At 61.2% G+C, this 15,824-nt stretch carries 12 protein-coding genes; 7 read left to right on the top strand and 5 right to left on the bottom strand.

From position 1 onward, the window contains the following. Nucleotides 1-105: 105 nt before the first annotated feature. Nucleotides 106-663, bottom strand: coding sequence for a GcrA family cell cycle regulator (locus B4E36_RS09790; RefSeq protein ID WP_292058900.1), 558 nt, complete (start codon nt 661-663; stop codon nt 106-108). Nucleotides 664-1,045: 382 nt separating this feature from the next. Between B4E36_RS09790 and B4E36_RS09785 the strand changes: the two genes are divergently transcribed. The 4 genes from B4E36_RS09785 (at nt 1,046) to B4E36_RS09770 (ending at nt 5,121) form a co-directional block, all read left to right on the top strand. Beyond that, nucleotides 1,046-2,227 carry an aspartate aminotransferase family protein gene (locus tag B4E36_RS09785; protein ID WP_292058899.1) on the top strand — a complete coding sequence of 394 codons (1,182 nt, stop codon included), beginning with the start codon at nt 1,046-1,048 and terminating at the stop codon, nt 2,225-2,227. A gap of 71 nt (nt 2,228-2,298) precedes the next feature. Next, nucleotides 2,299-3,219, top strand: a complete 921-nt coding sequence (gene argF / locus B4E36_RS09780) for an ornithine carbamoyltransferase (RefSeq protein WP_018064367.1) — start codon at nt 2,299-2,301, stop codon at nt 3,217-3,219. Between the two features lie 31 nt (nt 3,220-3,250). Beyond that, a complete protein-coding gene (locus tag B4E36_RS09775; protein ID WP_292051648.1) occupies nt 3,251-4,240 on the top strand; it encodes an Hsp33 family molecular chaperone in 990 nt (329 codons plus the stop codon). A 167-nt stretch (nt 4,241-4,407) separates the two neighbouring features. After that, nucleotides 4,408-5,121 (top strand): TetR/AcrR family transcriptional regulator, encoded by a 714-nt coding sequence (locus B4E36_RS09770; protein WP_292051649.1) that lies wholly within the window; start codon nt 4,408-4,410, stop codon nt 5,119-5,121. Between the two features lie 53 nt (nt 5,122-5,174). Here B4E36_RS09770 and B4E36_RS09765 read toward each other — a convergent pair whose 3' ends face one another. The 4 genes from B4E36_RS09765 to B4E36_RS09750 form a co-directional block, all read right to left on the bottom strand. Continuing rightward, nucleotides 5,175-7,373, bottom strand: coding sequence for an EAL domain-containing protein (locus B4E36_RS09765; RefSeq protein ID WP_292051651.1), 2,199 nt, complete (start codon nt 7,371-7,373; stop codon nt 5,175-5,177). Beyond that, nucleotides 7,357-9,261: a sensor histidine kinase gene (locus B4E36_RS09760; RefSeq protein WP_292051654.1), complete on the bottom strand. Its 1,905-nt coding sequence runs from the start codon at nt 9,259-9,261 to the stop codon at nt 7,357-7,359. The genes B4E36_RS09765 and B4E36_RS09760 overlap by 17 nt, the downstream gene beginning before the upstream one ends. 231 nt (nt 9,262-9,492) lie before the next feature. Beyond that, nucleotides 9,493-11,082 (bottom strand): DHA2 family efflux MFS transporter permease subunit, encoded by a 1,590-nt coding sequence (locus B4E36_RS09755; RefSeq protein ID WP_292051656.1) that lies wholly within the window; start codon nt 11,080-11,082, stop codon nt 9,493-9,495. Between the two features lie 48 nt (nt 11,083-11,130). Then, nucleotides 11,131-12,258 carry an HlyD family secretion protein gene (locus B4E36_RS09750; protein WP_292051659.1) on the bottom strand — a complete coding sequence of 376 codons (1,128 nt, stop codon included), beginning with the start codon at nt 12,256-12,258 and terminating at the stop codon, nt 11,131-11,133. 259 nt (nt 12,259-12,517) lie between these two features. On the opposite strand from B4E36_RS09750, the gene B4E36_RS09745 reads away from it, so the two are divergent. From B4E36_RS09745 to B4E36_RS09735, 3 genes are all read left to right on the top strand, one after another. Next, on the top strand, nt 12,518-13,297 hold the full coding sequence (locus tag B4E36_RS09745; RefSeq protein ID WP_292051661.1) for a TerC family protein: 780 nt from the start codon (nt 12,518-12,520) through the stop codon (nt 13,295-13,297). Between the two features lie 166 nt (nt 13,298-13,463). Next, nucleotides 13,464-14,930: a glutamate--tRNA ligase gene (gene gltX, locus B4E36_RS09740; RefSeq protein ID WP_292051663.1), complete on the top strand. Its 1,467-nt coding sequence runs from the start codon at nt 13,464-13,466 to the stop codon at nt 14,928-14,930. A gap of 1 nt (nt 14,931) precedes the next feature. Then, nucleotides 14,932-15,824: amino acid--tRNA ligase-related protein (locus B4E36_RS09735; protein WP_345900296.1), on the top strand; the 893-nt coding region annotated here is incomplete at its 3' end.

Here is a 15,824-nt window from a genome sequence, read left to right as displayed (position 1 = left end):
TCCCCCTCAAGGGGGGAGATTGAAAGCTGTGAAGTCGAGAGGAGCTTTGAATTGTCGCTGACAAGCTGTCCTATGCGGCAGCTTGTCAAAAGCTAGAACTTTCGCTTACCCCGCCCGGCGGCGGTCGCTGACGGGTTGGTAGGCGAGCTTGGCGTGGTAGCTGCAATAGGGGGAATTGTCCTTTGCATCGCAGCCGCAGAAGTAGAAATCGTCCTGGGTCGGGTCGCCGACCGGCCATTTGCAGGTCATTTCGGTGAGCTCGGTGAGCGCGACCTTCTTCATGATCGGCACGACATTGTCGGGGTTCGATCGGGGACGCGCGGCCGGAGCGATATCGGCCTCGACCTCCTGCTTGAGCGCGGTGGCGCCGGCGGTGCGCGGCGCGGATGGCGTGCTTTGCGGCGGAGCGGCCGGGCGGCGGCCTGCGACGCGCGAGGCGAAGTTCGGCGCGCGTGGCGGTGCGGTGTTGCGCGCGGTCGCCCGAGGAGCCGCCTGCTGCGGCGCGCCGCCGCTCTTGGCGCGGCCGGGCAGCGAAAGGCGATGCACCTTGCCGATCACGGCATTGCGGCTGACGCCGCCGAGTTGGGTCGCGATCTGGCTGGCGCTCAGTCCTTCCGACCAGAGTTGTTTGAGTTTTTCGACGCGTTCGTCTGTCCAGCTCATATGTCGTCTCCGGCTATTGCGGGCGGAATCCGGCGTCGTGCTCCGAAACATGTCCGAAACAGGAAAATGTCGCCAATCCGGGTAATCAGATCCGCCGCTTGCAGTACTCTGTTGGCTCGTAAGGTAGGCCTATGGTCGGGGCGTGGCAAGGTTACGGGGAATCGCGCGAATCGTTTTTCAGGGTTTTCCCCAACTTGGTGATTTTTGTTTTCCCGGGCGTGAAAACAGCGGCAGTTTTGCCCAATCGCCTTGCGGTCACCGCGTTTGTTGACATTGGAGGCGGACATGACAATATAAGGCCTGCCGCCGCCTCAAGGCGGCATTTTTAATTTCTGCGGGCGCTCAAAAATCGCCCTTGTCATCTTGTCGGAGTTTTACCGCCATGTCCGGTGCATCGCCTCTTTATAATACGTTTGCCAGAATACCGCTCACTTTCGAGCGCGGCGAAGGCGTTTGGCTGATCACGGACAAGGGCGAGCGATATCTCGACTTTGCTGCCGGCGTCGCCGTCAATTCGCTTGGCCATGCCCACCCGCATCTGGTCGCGGCGCTGAAGGATCAGGCCGACAAGCTGTGGCATGTCTCGAACCTCTATCAGGTTGCCGGCCAGGAAAAGCTGGCCGAGCGCCTGACGGCGGCGACCTTTGCCGACAAGGTGTTCTTCTCCAATTCCGGGGCCGAGGCGCTGGAGACGGCGATCAAGACCGCGCGGCGCTATCATTATGCCAAGGGCCATCCGGAGAAGATCGACATCATCACCTTCGAGGGCGCGTTCCATGGGCGGACGCTGGCAACGATCGCGGCCGGCGGCCAGGCGAAATACATGGAAGGCTTCGGGCCGAAGGCGCCGGGCTTCATCCAGATTCCGGCCGGTGATCTCGATCTGCTGAAGGAAACGATTTCCGATACGACCGCCGCTTTGATGATCGAGCCGATCCAGGGCGAGGGCGGCGTGCGCACCGTCGACAAGGCCTTTCTTCATGCCATGCGCGCGCTCTGCGAGGAACATGGCCTGTTGTTGATCTTCGACGAGGTGCAGACCGGCGTCGGGCGCACCGGCACGTTGTTTGCCTATGAGCAGACCGGCGTCGCGCCCGATATCATGGCGATCGCAAAGGGCATTGGAGGCGGGTTTCCGGTCGCCGCCTGCCTTGCGACCGAGGAGGCCGCATCCGGCATGGTGCCGGGCGTGCACGGCACCACGTTCGGCGGCAATCCGCTGGCCATGGCCGTCGGCAATGCGGTGCTCGATGTGGTGCTGGAAGACGGCTTCCTGGAGCATGTCAAGGAGGTGGGCCTGGTGTTCAAGCAAGGGCTTGCCGAGTTGAAGGACCGCTATCCGGGCGTGATCGGTGAAATCCGCGGCGAAGGCCTGATGCTGGGCATCAAGGCGGTCGTGCCCGCCGGCGAACTGGCGGCGGCCATGCGCGAGGAAAAGCTGCTTTCTGTGCCGGCTGGCGATAACGTGATCCGTCTTCTGCCGCCCTTGACCGTCACGGTCGAGGAAGCGCGCGAAGGTCTTGCCCGGTTGGGCCGTGCCGCTGAAAAGCTTTCGGCAGCCTAGGCCGCGGCCACACGAAGCGGTTTGCTGGCCGGTCGCGCAAAACGAAGTTCTATCTGTGAAAGAGTAGTTCCATGTCCAATCCGAGGCATTTTCTCGATCTCTCCGCCGTTTCGAAATCCGCGCTGCGCGGCATTCTCGATGACGCGGCGAGCCGAAAGACCGCCCAGAAGGCAGGCACCGCGGACAAGCCTCTGGCCGGCAAGGTGCTGGCGATGATCTTCGAGAAGCCGTCGACCCGCACCCGCGTTTCCTTCGATGTCGGCATGCGCCAGCTTGGCGGCGACACGCTGGTGCTGTCCGGCAAGGACATGCAGCTCGGCCGCGCCGAAACGATCGGCGACACCGCCAAGGTGCTGTCGCGCTATGTCGATGCGATCATGATCCGCACCACCGATCACGATCGGCTGCTGGAGCTTGCCGAAACCGCCACAGTGCCGGTGATCAACGGGCTGACGGATGCGACCCATCCCTGCCAGATCATGGCCGATCTGCAGACCTTCGAGGAGCATAACGGCCCGGTGGCCGGCAAGACCATTGCCTGGACCGGCGACGGCAACAATGTGCTGCACTCGTTCCTCGAAGGGGCCGGGCGGTTTTCCTACCGCATGAACATCGCCGTGCCGAAAGGCTCGGAGCCGGAAATGCGGTTCGTCGACTGGGCGCGCGCGGAAGGCGCGGAGGTCAACTTTTTCGAGACGGCGGCCGAAGCCGTTGCGGGCGCCGATTGCGTGGTCACCGATACCTGGGTTTCGATGAACCAGGAGCACAAGGCGCGCGGTCACAATGTGTTCCAGCCCTATCAGGTGAATGCGGACCTGATGAAAAAGGCGAATGGCAACGCCATATTCATGCACTGCCTGCCCGCCCATCGCGGCGAGGAGGTGACTGACGAGGTGATGGACGGCCCGCAATCGGTCGTCTTTGACGAGGCCGAGAACCGGCTTCATGCCCAGAAATCCGTTCTGGCCTGGTGCCTCGGCGTCTTCGACTGAAGCGCCGCCTTGCCGGGCAAGGAGATGAACAATGCAAAATCTTGAAACGCAACTCGGCGAACTCGGTTTCGCCGGTGATGACATGGTTGTGCCCTTCCAGGTGGATGCGCTCGATGTGCGCGGCCGCACGGTCCAGCTCGGCCCGCTGCTGGACACCATGCTGGCGCGCCACGCCTATCCCGAGCCCGTCGCGCGGCTGCTGGCCGAAGCGGTGGTGCTGACGGCGCTGATCGGCACATCGCTGAAATTCGAAGGCAAATTCACCGTGCAGACCAAGGGTGACGGCCCGGTCGACCTGCTGGTCGCCGATTTCTCGACGCCGGATGCGCTGCGCGGCTATGCCCGTTTCGATCAGGCGGCCCTCGATGCCGCGATCGAGGCGGGCAAGAGCGAGCCGGAAGCGCTGCTCGGTCGCGGCGTGCTCGCCTTCACCATCGATCAGGGCGGCTTCATGCAGCCCTATCAGGGGATCGTGGAGCTTGACGGGCGTTCGCTCGAGGAAATCGCCATGGCCTATTTCCGCCAGTCGGAGCAGATCCCGACGGCGGTGCGTCTCGGCGTCGCGAAGCTGTTTTCGCGCGATGAGGACGGTCAACCGCGCGAAAGCTGGCGGGCCGGCGGGTTGGTGGCTCAGTTCCTGCCGCAGGAGCCGGAGCGCATGCGCCAGCCGGACCTTCACGGCGGTGACGGCGATGACGGCGTGCTGTCGCACGATCCGGACGATGCCTGGTCGGAAGCCCGCGCCATGGTCGAAACCATCGATCTCGACGAGATGACCGATCCGGAAGTCGGCGCGGAACGGCTGCTCTACCGGCTGTTTCATGAACGCGGCGTCACGGTCTATCCCGCCCATGGCGTCTATGACCGCTGTTCGTGCTCGCGCGAGAAAATCCGCGACGTGCTCGGCGCCTTCACGGCCGAGGAACTCGCGGAAAGCACCGAGAACGGCAAGATCACGGTAACCTGCGAATTCTGTTCGACGGCGTATGAATATGCGCCGGAGGAGTTCGGCCAGGGTTGAAGTCCATCGAACCGCTCAGTTCAATTAACCATTGAATTGAGCGGCCCCGCATCGTATGCGTAGATGTGTTCCGCATAGGTCAATATTAAAATCCGGCGCGTCGCCGGACTACCGGAGCATTCAGGGCTGACGGCGTGGTTGAGACCGCGCCGGCGAGTGAGGCGAATTTGGGATTTGGAAAAGCCAGGGGCGGCTTCTGTCGCCCGAAGGATGAGACGGATCGCTGCGTATTCCGCGGCCTCGGCCGCCATGCCGCCGGCGAGGACCCGGCCAAGCGCGCGCAGATACTGGAAGGCGCGCGCCAGGTATTCATGAATGTCGGCTTCGATGCCGCCAGCATGAACGACATTACCCGCGCCGCCGGCGTCTCGAAGGGCACGATCTACGTCTATTTCGAAAACAAGGGCGAGTTGTTCCAGACCATCATCCTGGAGGCCAAGCAGCGCATCTTCGAGGATCTGCGCCAGACTCTTGCCGAGGATGATGCGGTTGACAGCGTGCTGACGCGGTTTGGCGCGCAGCTTGCCACGGGCCTGACCTGCGAGGAAACCATCCGGGCGATGCGGATCGCCATCGGCGTTGCCGAGCGTTTTCCCGAACTGGTGCGCACCTTCTTCGGCGATCACCCCGACAACCTGATCGAAACGCTGACCGCCTTTGTGGCAGCCCGCTGTGAGACGGGCGAACTGGTTACCGACGAACCACGCGTCGCCGCCCAGCAGCTTCTGGATCTGTGTACCGGGCATATGTGGAAAATGCGGCTGTTCGGGCTGATGGAAGGGCCGCCGCCGCCGGCCGATATCCAGCTTATGGCCGAACGCGGCGTCCGCACCTTCATGAACAGTTATGGCGCCGAGGCGGTGCGGGTGCGTTCGTCCTGACAGTTTACGTCCAAAGCCGCTGACAGAGCCCACGGGTTCACTCTGAAGCGAACTCATGTTTTGCTGGCGACCAGGCCGATATTTTGCGAGAAATCCGCCATCGGCATGGGCCTTCCAAACAGGAAGCCCTGGCCATGCCGGCAGCCCATCCGGCAAATCGCCTCGCGCTGTTCCTCCGTTTCGATGCCTTCCGCAACGCAATCCATGCCGAGCAGGTCGGACATGCCGACGATCACCGAACACAGGCTGCTGGCCGCTGTCTCCGGCGTCAGGCGGCGGACGAAACTGCGATCGATCTTGAGAGCTTTGAACGGCAGCCGTTCCAGTTGGCCGAGGGAGGAATAGCCCGTTCCGAAGTCATCCAGGGAGATACTGTAGCCGTGCCGGGAGAGTTCGTGGATCTGCCTGATCGCCACCTTGCCGGACATCGCGATGGCCTCGGTGATCTCGAATGCGATCTGATCCGGCTGAAGTTCCAGTTCCTCAAGCTGGCGCAGAAGCCAGATTCCGAAGCCCGGCACATTCAGGTCCGCCATCGAAAGATTGACAGCGATCGGGAGCGGACGACCGTCCGACCAGCGATATGAACGCGCCCAGCGCGCCGCCTCGCGCAGGACGAAGCCTGTTAAGGCGCGGGTGAGGCCGGATGCCTCGGCAATAGGAATGAACTCCACGGGGGAGATCGCCTCGCCTTCGTGTTCCCAGCGCAGCAACGCCTCGGCGCCAATCGTTTGGCCCGTGGTCAGGTCCACCTGCGGCTGAAGATAGGTCACCAGCCCGTCAAACGAATGGGAATCTGCCTTCAACGCCTGTTGCAGGATATTGCGTCGTTTCCATGCCTCGCGTTCAGGACTGCCGTATATGACATGCGTTCCGTCGTTGGAGCTCCTGACGTGAACAAGCGCCGCGGTCACCGCTGTCACGGCCTCGGCTTCGGAATCGGGCAGGTCGCTAATTTCCGTGATGACGGAGGTCGGGTTCGGGGCCAGTTCTATGCCGTCAATGACATAGGTTTCCTTCATGGCCCCGCAAATTTTTTCCGGCGAAAGCCGTTTCTCGCGATCGATAATACCGAAGGTGCCTTCTGACACCACGGCGATGGTGCATGTGTTTTCCGTCAACGCCTGCAGTCGTTGAAAGGCCGCCTGCATGAGTTTCCTGGCGACGCCGTTGCCATAGGTCGCTACATGGGCCTGATAGTCGCAGACATAGACCTTGACGACATAGCCTGACCTTTTCTTTTCGAGCGTCTCGCGCAGAGCGTCTTCAAAGGCGTTGAGATTGGGCAGCTCCAGGCGCGGGTCGGTGTAGGCGCGCACATTGAGGGCTTCAAGGAGGGAGAGATTCTGAAAGCCGATATTGATGTTTGTGGCAAATAGCCTGAGGAGATCCAGCTCCGGTTGGCCAATGTCTCGATCCGCTTCGATGGCGGCGAGAAGCACGGCGCCTTCATTGGTTTCAAAGCGCATCCCGAGATAGTCGCCCTTGCGGAAAAGCTCGTTGGCGTCGACCTCGGCTTCGCACAGCGCGTTGAGGTCCCCGTCGACTTCGGCCAGGGTTTTGCCCTGCTGGCCGGCGAAGCTTCCGATTCCGGTGATGATATGCATGTCGCAGCCATCGGCATTGCGCCCGCTGACAAGTCCGCTGGTCGAGCCTCGCAGCAAGGCCGTGACCTGTTTCAGCACGCCCTCCGCGAACATTTCGAGATCGTTTCGTTTGAAGAGCTGTCGGGCGCTGGCGACGATCAGTTCCAGACCTTCCCGGCTTCGCGACATCATGCGTATGTTTTCGAAGGCCCGGATCGACGTCGTCAGCAGCGAAATAAGGCGGGTTCGGGTCAACTCTTCCTTGGTGAAATAGCCGTCGATTTCATAGTCGTTGACCACGCTCAATTCCGGGGCGTAGCCCGGAAAGCCGGTTCGAAGTATAAGCCGGGTATCAAGGTGCTCATTCTGTCTGAGAGCTTTGACGAGGTTCAGCCCGGCGTCAGCCGTTTCCATGACCACGTCGATGACGGCGACGGCGATCTCCTCTGCCTCCTGGCTCTTGGCGATCGCCTCGTCGAGGCTGGAGGCGAATATCAGCTCCAGTCCCCGGTCGAAAATCCGCACGTCATGCAACGTATAGGCCGTCGCCTTGTGGACTTCCGGATCGTCATCCACGATCAGGATTTTCCAGCACTGCCCGGCTGGCGGGGTATCGGTAAACTCCGACGAGTCATCCCAAAGTTCGATGTCACTGTCGTTTTGCATGGGACTCTCCTGGATCAAACGCTAAACGAGCTGCGTCCTCCGGCGCGACAACCGGGATCAGCAAGGTGATCCGGGTTCCTTCACCCGGCTTGCTGTCGATCGACAGCTTGCCGCCCAGAACGCCGGTTACGATACTGTCGACGATGGTCAGGCCCAGACCGCTTCCTCCTTCGCCGAAAGAGGTCGAGAAAAAAGGCACGAGAACCTGCTGCAGTTCTTCGGGCGCGATACCGCTACCATCGTCGCTGACGGTGATTGTCACATGATCGGGATCGACCGATTCCGCTGACACTACGACGGTTCCATGCGGCCTGCCCTTGAAGGCGTGGATCCTCGCATTGGTGAGGAGGTTGGTGACGACCTGTCCCACGGGGCCCGGAAAACTGTCCATCTCTATACGTTCAAGATGCCCTTCCTTCAGCGTGATGCCGGAGTTTGAAAACTGCGGCTGAAGAAGGTGCAGGGTCTCGCGCAGATACGCGTCGAGGATAAATTTCCGCCGCCGCTCGCTTGTCTGGTCGACCGCGAACTGCTTGAAATTCTTTATGATCTCGGATGCCCTTAACAGCGATCCGTTCATGATGGAAACGCCGTCGCGTATATTGGCAAGCTGGGTGGAAAGCGCGTTTCGCCCGATCCGCCCCTCCTTTATCGACTGTTCCAGCGACTGGACGCGATGGTCGACCGTTGTTGCCGCTATCAGCGCGTTGCCGATCGGCGTGTTGAGCTCATGCGAGACGCCTGCGACGAGGGCGCCGAGGCCGGCCAGGCGATCGAGGCGCACAACCTGCTCCTCGGCAGCTCTGGCTTTTTCTTCAGCGGATTTTCTTGCAGTGAGCATTGTTCCGGTAAAAACCGAGAACAGCCCGCATATGGCGATCAGCGCAGCAAAGCCAGGCAGGTTTTCCGTGGAGAAAAATCCTGGGGTTGCAGAGTAGCGGATAAGCAAATGCAAGTCCGGGTCACCGGCGACAATGCTTTCAAAAGTGGAGCGTTCTTCCAGAAGGGCCGGCAGGGACAGGCTGGAATATACGGTTTGCGTATCATCGCTCATAGCCGCGCCTGAAGGGGAGGCCTGCAGTGTCGACCACAGAGCGGGATCGGCCTTGGCGAGCGTCATATCGTTATCAAACATGAAACCCCAGAGCCTTCCCGGCGACGCTCCGGCAAGCCAGTAACCCTCGGAGTTCAGGATTTCGATCGGATGACCCAGGGGCCCGCCAAGTGTTTCGATCGCCTGCAAAAAGCCGCCGGCGTTGACGTTCGCGATCAGGATGCCGGCGACTTCGGCATCCGATCGGTAGATCGGCATCGCCATGCGCACCATGGGGCGCCACGGCGTTTCGATGCGTTCGAATTCCACGTTCAGGTCGATCGGTGAGAGGTAGAGCGTGTCGCGGGGAAGATCGACGGTCGTCTGAAAATAGTAGCGAGAGGATTTGTCCTGGAGACGACTTTCGTCAAAAAGCTCTATCGCCTCGCCAATGCGGTCGACCCGGATCACTTCAGCTCCGTCGCGGTCGATATAGCGTAGCTGGGCAATTGTCGGTTTGGCTCTCAGCCAAGCCTGGAAGTCCTGTGAGATCGTTGAGGCGAGTGAGGGCTGCCCGATCGCTTGCCGGAAATTCGCGCTCTCCGAAATGATCATGAGCGATTGGGCATAATTCGTCAGGAAGGCGCCAACCCAGATTTCCGCTTGTCTTAGCGCGCTTTCCGCACGCAGCTTGTTTTGCTCGATGGCAAGCCGGCGATTGAACTGGTCAGTTATACCCCAAAGACATAATGTGGCTGCAAGTGATACGAGAAAAAGTATTAAGGTGAGGCGCGCGTCAAATCCCGCCGGGAGGCGGAAATATTTCCGGATGTCTGAAGCCCCTTTATGCGCCATCCGCGATCAATGATGTTTTACTTAAGCACATTCCGATAGTGTAAATTAAAAAATAGCACATGTCATAATATTTTAACGCGAGGAGCGAATGGAGTCCCTTGCGCCAGAGCCGGAACCGGCTTCGCAAGGGCGGTATCGCGATGGTGGATATGCTTCCGAGCGCCAACCTTCGAGAACGTGCCGGAGACGGCGAGAGGCCCGCCGCCGCCGGGATGTCAACACTGAAGGGCTCTAATGCCCGCCGCCGCCGGCGCCCGCCTTGGGTTTGCGCACGACCACGATGCAAAGGCTGAGGAAGGCAAACAGCGCCGTCAGAATCGTGAAGATATCGATGAATGCCATCAGCCACGCCTGCTGGTTGACGATCCGGTCGAGCTGAAGGATAGCGGCCTTTTCACCGTCGATGCCGTGGCTGTTGTAGACCCCGGCGAGCCCGTTCACCCATTCCTGCGTCGTGGCGCTCGCCGCGTTCACCGTTTCCGCCAGCCGGTCGAAGTGAAAATCGGTGCGGCGGCTCAAAAGCGTGTTGATCACGGCAAGGCCGACCGCGCCGCCGAGATTGCGGGTGAGGTTGAACAGGCCGGAGGCGTTCTTGATATCCTGCGGCGGCAACGTGCCGAGCGCGATGTTGGAGACCGGGATCATCGAGATCATCAGCGCCACGCCGCGACCGGCCTGCGGCCAGAAAAGGTTCCAGTAGTCCCATTCGGCGGTGATATGGGTCATCTGCCAGGTGCAGAGCGCGAACAGCGCCAGGCCCGCGCCCATCATCACGCGCGGGTCGAGCTTGTTCTGCAGCATGCCTGCCACCGGGGCGGTCGCCATCATGAAGGCGCCGGTGACGAACATCGTCTCGCCGATCATCAGCGCGTCATAGCCGCGGATGCGGGCCATGTAGAGCGGGAACAGGTAGACGAGGCCGTAGAGCCCGATGCCGAGCGAGAACGAGAAGATCGAGCCGACGGCGAAGTTGAAATTGCCGAAGGCGCGCAGATCCACCACCGGATAGCGGCTGGTGAACGAGCGGTAGAAGAACGCGATGCCGCCGACAATCATCACCACGAAGACGACCCGGATGACCTCATCGGAGAACCAGCCCTTGATATTGCCCTCTTCCAGAAAATATTCGAGCGTTCCGAGGAAGGTCGCCATGGCGGCAAGACCGATCCAGTCGAAATGGCGCATGATCGAAAGATCGGGTTTGTCGAAATCGATCAGCAACCAGGCGCTGACAGCCACCAGAATGCCGGGGATGACGTTGATGAGGAACAGCCAGTGCCATGAGAGCGCATCGACGAGATAGCCGCCGACGGTCGGGCCGATCGTCGGGGCGAGTGTCGCCACAAGTCCGACCAAGGGGATGACGGTCGAGCGCTTGGATGGCGGAAAGGCCGTGAACGACACCGCGAACACCGCCGGCACCATGCCACCCGACATGAAGCCCTGCAGCGCGCGATAGATGATCATCTGGTCGATGTTGGTTGCCGTGGCGCAAAGCGCGCTGCAGGCGGTGAACGCCGCGGCTGAAACGCTGAACACGACCCGGGTCGAGAAGATCCGCGCCAGAATGCCCGAAAGCGGGATCATGATCACTTCGGCGATCAGGTATGAGGTCTGCACCCACGCGATCTCGTCGGCGCTTGCCGAGATGCCGGCCTGGATATCGGTGAGCGCCGATGCGACGATCTGGATATCGAGGATCGCCATGAACATGCCGAACGCCATGACGATAAAGGCGATCCATGTGCGCAGCGGGACATGGTCCGAGGGCGGCGCCCCTGCCTGCGCCGGGGCCGGCGCGTTTTCGGCTGTATCTGTCATTGAAGCATCCGTGGGATGAGGACGCGGGCGTCAGCCACCCGCGACATGTCAGCGGTTGGCGGCGAGCGTTTCGCCGATCGTGCCATCGGGAGCGGTGCGGCTGTCGACTTCGGCGGTGACCGAAAGCCCTGCTTTCAGGTACTGCCCGTCGAGCACGTCCTTGGGGATCGAAATCCTGACCGGCAGACGCTGGACGATCTTGGTGAAATTGCCTGTGGCGTTTTGCGGCGGCAGCAGCGCGAACACGGCGCCCGATGCCGGCGAGAACGATTCCACCGTGCCGGTGAAGTTGTCCTCCTCGAAGGCGTCGACGGAGACCTTGACCTTGGCGCCGACGCCCAGGCGATCGAGATCGGTCTCCTTGAAATTGGCGACGATGTAGAGGTCTTCGGTCGGCACCAACGCGCCAAGACGTGTGCCGGAGGAAACGAGATCGCCGACCTGGACGTTTTTGTTGCCGAAAACGCCGTCGAAGGGCGCGCGGATTTCGGTAAAGCCGAGATTGCGCTTGGCCATGTCGATCGCAAGCTTGCGTTCCTGAAGCGCTGCCTGCTGCTGGGCAAGCTGGGCCTCGGCGGTGGTGATGTTGGATTTCGCCACCTCCACCGCCGCATCGGCGGCCTGCACCTTGGCCTTCAACTGGTCGAGTGCGGATCTGGCATCATCGAAGGCGGCGACGGTGGCCGCGCCCTTTTCGCGCAGCGTATCGGCGCGTTGCAGTACGGTCTTGGCATTGTCGATCTGCGGATCGAGCGCGTCCCGGTTGGCCTTGGCCTGCGCCAGCGAGGCCTTGGCGCCGGCGATCTGGGCCTCGGTCGCCTTCAGCGCCACGTTTTGGGCGTTGAGCTGCGCCTCGGCCTGGGCGAGCGCATTCCGGTAATCGCCATCATCGATCTTGACGAGGAGATCGCCCTTTTTGACCTGCTGGTTGTTTGAAGCCGCGACGCTTTCGACATAGCCGGACACCTTGGGCGCGATCATGGCGATGTCGCCTTCGATATAGGCATCGTCGGTGGAAACCATGAAGCGGCCATCGGTCCACCAGTGATAGCCGAACCATCCGCCGCCGGCGAGAAGCGCGATGCCGATCAGCGAGAAAATAACCTTGCGGACCCCGCCGCCGCGTTTCTTCTCGGTCGGGCGCGGTTCGGGGTGCACTTCTGTCTCAGTCGTCATGTTGAAAAATGCCTTTCTGGCGCTGAAGGGAGGAGGTTCAGCACGGAGATAGCGAATTCGAACTCGTCGGTTCGATTTGTTGACGTGGTAATGCTCCTCGCGGCGTTGACTGTCAAGCGGGGGACCGACGGGAACTGCTGAATGTCAATTACGTTGATAGTGAAAGGATAGATTTCGCGCTATACAACGCCGGCGCTTCCGGGCCGGTTCCGGGCCACCGATCGCAACAATCGCATGCCGGGTTTTGAAGGAGACTGACTTGAACGACATTCTTGTGTTGGCCGCCCAGCCCGAAGCATGGGCCGCGCTCGTGACCCTGATCGTGATGGAGGTGGTGCTTGGCATCGACAACCTCGTCTTCATCTCGATCCTGACCAACAAATTGCCGGCGGAACGGCGACAATTCGCAAGGCGGGTAGGCCTCGGCCTGGCGCTTGTGCTTCGCCTCGTTCTGCTCGGCGCGGTCGCCTGGATCGTGCAGTTGACCACGCCGGTGTTTACCGCCTTTGGCCATGGGTTCTCCTGGAAGGATATCATCCTGATCGCCGGCGGGCTGTTCCTGGTCTGGAAGGCAACCAAGGAAATTCATCACAATGTCGATCCGGAGGAGCATGCCGGCGAGATCATCGGCGGCGCGGTGAAGACCGGCTTTACCGCGGCGATCTTCCAGATCCTGCTGCTCGATCTGGTGTTTTCCGTCGACAGCATCATCACCGCCGTCGGCATGACCGACCATCTGCCGATCATGGTCATCGCCGTGGTTGTGGCCGTAACGCTGATGCTGATTGCCTCCGGACCGCTCGCCCGCTTCATCGAGGCGAACCCGACAATCGTCATGCTGGCGCTCTCCTTCCTTCTGATGATCGGCATGACGCTGATTGCCGATGGCCTCGGTTTCCATGTGCCGAAGGGTTATATCTATGCCGCGATGGCGTTTTCGGGCCTCGTCGAACTGCTCAACATGCTGGCGCGGCGCAAACGGATGAAGGATCGGGCTTTGCGCGGCGAAGGCGCATCGAGCGCGCCGACGGTTCACTGAGGCGGCCGGAGAGGGCCGGTGGCCGGGCCGATGGCTTGACGGAGAGGGTTGAATATGGCCTAAGGCTGGCCTGAACGGGCCGCCGCCTCCAAAGACCTGCCGCGGCCCAGCACATTCAGCACTTTCAGGGAAGCTGCCGGCCTGCCCGGCGCCACGGACAAGAACAATGAGCACAACCGGCCCGCGCCTCCGCATCGCGCCCTCTCCGACCGGCGAGCCGCATGTCGGCACCGCCTATACCGCGCTGTTCAACTATCTCTACGCCAAGAAGATGGGCGGCACTTTCATTCTGCGCATCGAGGATACCGACGCCACGCGCTCGACGCCGGAATTCGAGAAGAACGTGCTCGACGCGCTGAAATGGTGCGGGCTGGAATGGGCCGAAGGTCCGGATGTCGGCGGCCCCTACGGCCCCTATCGCCAGTCGGACCGCAAGGACCTCTACAAGCCCTATGTCGACCGTCTGGTCGCAGAAGGCCATGCCTTCCACTGCTTCTGCACGCCGGAGCGGCTGGAGCGGATGCGCGCCGGCCAGCGCGCCGAGGGCAGGGCACCGAAATATGACGGGCTCTGCATGCATCTGAAGGCGGAAGAGGTGAAGACCCGCATCGAGGCCGGCGAGCCCAATGTCGTGCGCATGAAGATCCCGACCGAAGGGTCTTGCAAGTTCACCGATGGCGTTTACGGCGATGTCGAGATCCCGTGGGACGCGGTCGACATGCAGGTGCTGCTGAAGGCCGACGGCATGCCGACCTATCACATGGCGAATGTCGTCGACGACCACATGATGAAGATCACCCATGTGGCGCGCGGCGAGGAGTGGCTCGCCTCGGTGCCGAAGCATATCCTGCTCTACACCTATCTCGGGCTCGAGCCGCCGCAGTTCTTCCACCTGCCGCTGATGCGCAATCCCGACAAGTCGAAACTGTCGAAGCGCAAGAACCCGACCTCGATCTCCTATTACTCCGCGCTCGGCTATCTGCCGGAAGCGCTGATGAACTTCCTCGGCCTGTTCTTCATCCAGATCGCCGAGGGTGAAGAGCTGATGACGATGGACCAGCTCATCGAGAAGTTCGACGCCGATAATCTCAACAAGTCGGGCGCGGTGTTCGATACCCAGAAGCTCGAATGGTTGAACGGAAGGTTCCTGCGCGAGACGCTGAGCGAAGAGGATTTCATCCTCCGCGTCGCCGCATGGGCGTCCGAGAACGCGCGTCTCAAGGAGGGACTGAAACTTTCCCAGAGCCGCATTACCAAGCTTGGCGAACTGCCGGCGTTGATGGGCTTCCTGCTGCAATCGGACATGGTGCCGCAGGCCGAAGCCTTCGCCAAGATCAAGAAGACCAATCCGGCGGAAATCCTCGAAATCCTGCAGGCCGTCCAGCCGGTGCTGGAAAAGCTGGTCGAGTGGAATGCCACGACGGTTGAAGACGCGCTGCGCCAGCTTGCCGAGGACATGGACAAGAAGCTGCGCACCGTGGTCGCGCCGCTGTTCGTGGCCATGTCCGGCTCGTCGCGCTCGCTGCCGCTGTTTGACAGTATGGCCATTCTCGGCCGCGCGGTCGTGCGCCAGCGGCTGAAGACGGCCGAGGGTGTCGTCGCCGGCATGGTCGCAGAAGAGGCAAAGAAGTAAGATGAACAAGAAGACCGAAGAACTCTCCTCCGACGCAACGGAAGTCCGCGCCCAGAAGCTTGAAATCCTGCGCGAGAAGATCGGCGACGTCTATCCGGCGCATTTCCATCGCACGATGACCAATGCGGAGCTCGCCGAAAAATACGCCGACCTGCCCGACGATGTGACGACCGAGGATGTCGTCACCGTCGCCGGCCGCGTCTATTCGATGCGCAATTCCGGCATGTTCGTCGATCTGCGGGATGCCTCCGGCAAGATCCAGATCTTTTCGCACAAGGACACCACGCCCGAAGACGTGCGCGAACTGTGGTCGCTTGTCGATCTCGCCGATATCGTCGGCGTCACCGGCGTCGTGCGCCGTACAAAGCGCGGCGAGCTGACGATCAACGCGCAGGAACTCACCATCCTCACCAAGGCGCTGAAGCCGATGCCCGAGAAATATCACGGGCTTGCCGATATCGAGACGCGCTATCGCCAGCGCTATCTCGACATCATGAGCAACGAGGATTCCAAGCTGCGCTTCATCCAGCGCTCCAAGGTGCTGTCCGGCGTCCGCCGCTTCCTCGAGGATGAGGGCTTCATGGAAGTCGAGACGCCGATGCTGCAGTCGATCTATGGCGGCGCGACGGCCGATCCGTTCAAGACGCATCACAACGCGCTCGACATGGACATGTATCTCCGGATCGCGCCGGAACTCTATCTGAAGCGCATTCTGGTCTCGGGGCTGACCGACAAGGTGTTCGAGGTCAACCGCAACTTCCGCAACGAAGGCGTGTCGACCCGGCACAATCCCGAATTCACCATGATGGAGTGCTACTGGGCCTATGCCGACTACGAGGACATGATGGGCCTCGTGGAACGCATGTTCGAGACGCTGGCGCTCAAGCTGCACGG

Source organism: Martelella sp. UBA3392, from assembly GCF_002358775.1.
Taxonomy (GTDB): domain Bacteria; phylum Pseudomonadota; class Alphaproteobacteria; order Rhizobiales; family Rhizobiaceae; genus Martelella; species Martelella mediterranea.
Note: the sequence above shows the minus strand (reverse complement) of the source record. Positions and strands in the feature narration are given on the sequence as shown.

What these genes read in the sequence shown, in the direction of transcription:
- argF (WP_018064367.1), top strand. Translation starts at nt 2,299, where the DNA reads ATGTCCAATCCGAGGCATTTTCTCGATCTCTCCGCCGTTTCGAAATCC.
- B4E36_RS09785 (WP_292058899.1), top strand. Translation starts at nt 1,046, where the DNA reads ATGTCCGGTGCATCGCCTCTTTATAATACGTTTGCCAGAATACCGCTC.
- B4E36_RS09760 (WP_292051654.1), bottom strand. Translation starts at nt 9,261, where the DNA reads ATGGCGCATAAAGGGGCTTCAGACATCCGGAAATATTTCCGCCTCCCG.
- B4E36_RS09775 (WP_292051648.1), top strand. Translation starts at nt 3,251, where the DNA reads ATGCAAAATCTTGAAACGCAACTCGGCGAACTCGGTTTCGCCGGTGAT.
- gltX (WP_292051663.1), top strand. Translation starts at nt 13,464, where the DNA reads ATGAGCACAACCGGCCCGCGCCTCCGCATCGCGCCCTCTCCGACCGGC.
- B4E36_RS09765 (WP_292051651.1), bottom strand. Translation starts at nt 7,373, where the DNA reads ATGCAAAACGACAGTGACATCGAACTTTGGGATGACTCGTCGGAGTTT.
- B4E36_RS09750 (WP_292051659.1), bottom strand. Translation starts at nt 12,258, where the DNA reads ATGACGACTGAGACAGAAGTGCACCCCGAACCGCGCCCGACCGAGAAG.
- B4E36_RS09755 (WP_292051656.1), bottom strand. Translation starts at nt 11,082, where the DNA reads ATGACAGATACAGCCGAAAACGCGCCGGCCCCGGCGCAGGCAGGGGCG.
- B4E36_RS09790 (WP_292058900.1), bottom strand. Translation starts at nt 663, where the DNA reads ATGAGCTGGACAGACGAACGCGTCGAAAAACTCAAACAACTCTGGTCG.